Source organism: Mycobacteriales bacterium (genome assembly GCA_035550055.1).
Taxonomy (GTDB): Bacteria; Actinomycetota; Actinomycetes; order JAFAQI01; family JAFAQI01; genus DASZTV01.
The window spans coordinates 1-4,759 of record DASZRO010000023.1 but is presented as its reverse complement, the minus strand read 5'-3'; the positions used below and the strand labels follow the sequence as shown (position 1 = coordinate 4,759).

General features: G+C 67.7%; 3 protein-coding genes and 1 rRNA gene. All 4 read left to right on the top strand.

Features of this window, described 5'->3' with window-relative positions; genetic code table 11:
• Positions 1 to 120 precede the first annotated feature (120 nt).
• Positions 121 to 1,539, top strand: coding sequence for an argininosuccinate lyase (gene argH, locus VG899_03815; GenBank protein ID HWA65480.1), 1,419 nt, complete (start codon positions 121 to 123; stop codon positions 1,537 to 1,539).
• A complete protein-coding gene (locus VG899_03810) occupies positions 1,521 to 2,141 on the top strand; it encodes a DNA-3-methyladenine glycosylase (protein HWA65479.1) in 621 nt (206 codons plus the stop codon). The genes argH and VG899_03810 overlap by 19 nt, the downstream gene beginning before the upstream one ends.
• 12 nt (positions 2,142 to 2,153) lie before the next feature.
• Positions 2,154 to 3,431: a tyrosine--tRNA ligase gene (gene tyrS / locus VG899_03805; GenBank protein ID HWA65478.1), complete on the top strand. Its 1,278-nt coding sequence runs from the start codon at positions 2,154 to 2,156 to the stop codon at positions 3,429 to 3,431.
• Between the two features lie 313 nt (positions 3,432 to 3,744).
• Positions 3,745 to 4,759 (top strand): 16S ribosomal RNA (locus VG899_03800); the annotation flags it as partial.

Genomic DNA, 4,759 nt, shown 5'->3' with positions numbered 1-4,759 from the left:
CCGAGGACACCTTCGACCAGCGTCTCGCGAAGGGGTTCGTCGAGCTCTGGGGTCTGCCGACGAAGATCGCGGCGCAGCGCGACCAGCGGCTCGGGTGACGGGCGTACGAGGTCGGCTGAGATGACTGACACCGCACCGCCGACCCGGTTGTGGGGCGGACGCTTCGCCGGTGGCCCGGCGGAGGCGCTCGCCCGGCTGTCGATGAGTGTGCACTTCGACTGGCGGCTCGCGCCGTACGACCTGCTCGCTTCGCGGGCGCACGCGCGGGTGTTGCACCGGGCCGGGCTGCTCACCGACGACGAGGTCGACAAGCTCGTCGCGGCCCTCGACGCGCTCGACAAGGACGCCCAGGACGGGACCTTCCGTCCCGGCGCCGACGACGAGGACGTGCACACCGCGTTGGAGCGCGGTCTGCTCGAGCACATCGGTGCGCTGGGCGGCAAGCTGCGGGCCGGCCGCAGCCGCAACGACCAGATCGCCACGGACCTTCGGCTGTACCTGCGCGACCACGTGCGTCAGATCGTGGCGCGCGTCGTGGAGCTCGAGAACGCGCTGATGGGCCAGGCGGAGGCGACGCTCCATGCACCCGCGCCCGGCCTCACCCACATGCAGCACGCGCAGCCGATCGTCTTCGCCCACCAGCTGCTCGCCCACGTGCAGGCGTTCGTTCGCGATGTCGACCGGCTCACGGACTGGGATCGGCGTACGTCGGTCAGCCCGCTCGGCTCGGGAGCGCTCGCCGGGTCGTCGTTGCCGCTCGACCCGGACGCGGTCGCGTCCGAGCTCGGCTTCGCGCGTGCTGCGGCCAACTCGCTGGACGCGGTCAGCGACCGGGACTTCGCCGCGGAGTTCCTCTTCTGCGCCGCGCTGATCGGGGTCCACCTGTCACGGCTCGGTGAGGAGGTCGTGCTCTGGGCCACGAGCGAGTTCCGATGGGTGCAGCTCGACGACGCCTTCAGCACCGGTTCCTCGATCATGCCGCAGAAGAAGAACCCCGACGTGGCCGAGCTTGCGCGCGGCAAGGCCGGGCGGCTCATCGGTGACCTGACGGCCTTGCTCACGGTCCTCAAAGGCTTGCCGCTCGCCTATGACCGGGATCTGCAGGAGGACAAGGAACCGGTGTTCGACGCGGTCGACACGCTGCTCCTCGTCCTGCCGGCGATGAGCGGCATGGTCGAGACGATGACCGTCGACGTCGATCGACTCGCCGCCACGGCGGCCGACGGCTTCGCGCTGGCCACTGACGTCGCCGAGCTGCTGGTCCGCAACGGGGTCGCGTTCCGAGACGCGCACGAGGCCGTCGGCGAGCTCGTCGCCTACTGCGATGGCAAGGGGCTGGACCTTGCTGACGTGCCCGACGAGACGCTTGCGGCCATCAGCCCGGTCCTGACGCCGGAGGTTCGTACCGTCCTCTCGGTGCAAGGTGCGCTCGACGCCCGGGCGGCCAGGGGTGGCACGGCGCCGGCTCGCGTCGCTGAGCAGCTGGCCGAGCTGCGCGACCTCGCGCTCAGGCAGCAGGAGTGGGCCACCGGGGCGTGATCCTGCCGCGGCGGTTCTACGACCGGCCTGTCGTCGAGGTCGCTCGCGACCTGCTCGGCTGTGTCGTCAGCGCCGCCGGAGTGTCGATCCGGCTCACCGAGGTCGAGGCGTATGACGGTGGCAACGACCCGGCCTCGCACGCTTACCGCGGGCAGACCGCGCGCAACGCGGTGATGTTCGGCCCGCCCGGGCACGCGTACGTGTACTTCACCTACGGCATGCACTTCTGCATGAACCTGGTGTGCGGACCGGTCGGCACCGCCCAGGCGGTGCTGCTGCGAGCCGGCCACGTCGTCTCCGGCGTCGAGATCGCTCGGGCGCGGCGTCCCGCCGCCCGCTCGGACCGCGACCTGGCGCGGGGTCCGGCCCGGATCTGCCAAGCGCTCACGGTCGACCGCAGCCTCGACGGCGTGGACGTCACCGCACGCGCGAGCACGATCACGGTGAGCGCCGGCACGCCGGTTCCGGACGCGGCGGTACGGGTCGGCCCGCGGATCGGCATCTCCGTGGCCACGGACTGGCCGTACCGGTTCTGGGTCGACGGCGACCCGACCGTGTCGGCATTCCGGACGCACGTGCCGAGGCGCCGCACCCGCGCCTGAGAGAATGCGGCGGTGACGGCCGACATTCTCGCTGAGCTCGAATGGCGCGGTCTGATCGCGCAGACCACCGACGTGGACGCCCTCCGCAGGGATCTCGCCGACGGGCCGGTCACGCTCTATGCCGGCTTCGACCCGACCGCGGACAGCCTGCACGCGGGCAACCTCATGCCGTTGCTGACCCTGCGCCGGTTCCAGCTCGCCGGGCACCGCCCGATCGTGCTGGCCGGCGGCGCGACCGGGTTGATCGGCGACCCGTCGGGTCGGGACAGCGAGCGCTCGCTCAGCGACCCCGACCAGATCGCCTCACGCGTCGCCGAGCGGTTGCGCCCGCAGCTGGCACGGTTCGTCGACCTCGACGGCGACGCCCTGCTCGTCAACAACCTCGACTGGACCGCTCCGCTGGGCGCGATCGACTTCCTTCGCGACGTTGGAAAGCACTTCTCGGTCAACGTGATGCTCAGCAAGGACTCGGTGGCGGCCAGGCTCAGCGGCGACGGGATCTCGTTCACCGAGTTCAGCTACATGCTGCTGCAGTCCAACGACTACCTCGAGCTCTACCGACGACACGGCTGCAAGCTGCAGATCGGCGCCACCGACCAGTGGGGCAACATCACCGCCGGTCTCGATCTGATCCGGCGGGTCGAGCGTGGGACGGCCCACGCGCTGACCGTTCCGCTGGTCACGGACTCCAACGGGGTGAAGTTCGGCAAGTCCTCCGGCGGCGGCAGCTTGTGGCTCGACCCGCGGATGACCTCACCGTACGCCTTCTTCCAGTACTTCGTGAACGTCGCCGACGCCGACGTCGGGCGCTACCTGCGCTACTTCACCTTCTTGACGAGGGAGGAGATCGAGGCGCTCGACCGGGAGACCGCCGAACGGCCCCAGGCCCGCGCGGCGGCACGCAAGCTGGCCGAGGAGATCACGACGCTCGTCCACGGACGAGCGGAGACCGATCGGGTGATTGCGGCCAGCGCGGCGCTGTTCGGGCAAGGGGAGCTCAGCGCGCTCGACGAGCGCACCCTCGACGCCGCGCTGAGGGAGGCCCCCCACGTCGAGCTCGCCGGGGCGCTGCCGAGCGTGATCGACCTGCTGGTGGCGACCGGCCTGTGCCCGAGCAAGTCGGCCGCGCGGCGAGCGGTCGAGGAGGGGGGTGCGTACCTCAACAACGCCCGGGTGAGCGACGGCGAGAAGTCACCGAAGGACGCGGATCTGTTGGCCGGCGGCTGGTTGGTGCTCCGACGTGGAAAAAGGTCGCTCGCTGGCGTACTATCAACGGCCGGCCCACGCTGAAGTCGAGCGTGACCGGTTTTGACATCGAGGCCTCGCCGACATAGCGTGGTCAGGTTGCCCCGAGACGGGTCGGAAGACCCCGACGGTGCGCATCCGTCCTTTGAGAACTCAACAGCGTGCCAAAAGTCAGTGCCAACTGATTCGCGTCAGGCGCCGTTTCGGCGGAGCTTGGCAGCGAGTTCACATTGGCGATGACAGACGAACAGCAAACAACGTTTATCTGATCAATCGCCAGGATCCACGATGTGCACCAGCGCACGTGGCTCCGTTGAGTTTGGCGGCCGGTCGTTTCGATCGGCTCGCCTGACAGACATCAATGGAGAGTTTGATCCTGGCTCAGGACGAACGCTGGCGGCGTGCTTAACACATGCAAGTCGAACGAGGCCCTCCCTTCGGGGAGGTGTCCTAGTGGCGAACGGGTGAGTAACACGTGGGCAACCTGCCCTCCGCTCTGGGATAACCCCGGGAAACCGGAGCTAATACCGGATATGACCAGGTGAGACATCTCGCCTGGTGGAAAGTTTTTCGGCGGAGGATGGGCCCGCGGCCTATCAGCTTGTTGGTGGGGTAACGGCCTACCAAGGCGACGACGGGTAGCCGGCCTGAGAGGGCGAACGGCCACACTGGGACTGAGACACGGCCCAGACTCCTACGGGAGGCAGCAGTGGGGAATATTGCGCAATGGGCGAAAGCCTGACGCAGCGACGCCGCGTGAGGGATGAAGGCCTTCGGGTTGTAAACCTCTTTCAGCTCCGACGAAGCGAAAGTGACGGTAGGAGCAGAAGAAGCACCGGCCAACTACGTGCCAGCAGCCGCGGTAATACGTAGGGTGCAAGCGTTGTCCGGAATTATTGGGCGTAAAGAGCTCGTAGGCGGTTTGTCGCGTCGGCTGTGAAAACTCGGGGCTCAACCCCGAGCCTGCAGTCGATACGGGCAAACTTGAGTGCGGTAGGGGAGACTGGAATTCCTGGTGTAGCGGTGAAATGCGCAGATATCAGGAGGAACACCGGCGGCGAAGGCGGGTCTCTGGGCCGTAACTGACGCTGAGGAGCGAAAGCGTGGGGAGCGAACAGGATTAGATACCCTGGTAGTCCACGCCGTAAACGTTGGGCGCTAGGTGTCGGGGACCTTCCACGTCCTCGGTGCCGCAGCTAACGCATTAAGCGCCCCGCCTGGGGAGTACGGCCGCAAGGCTAAAACTCAAAGGAATTGACGGGGGCCCGCACAAGCGGCGGAGCATGTGGCTTAATTCGACGCAACGCGAAGAACCTTACCTGGGTTTGACATGCAGGGAAATCCCATAGAGATATGGGGTCCGCAAGGGTCCT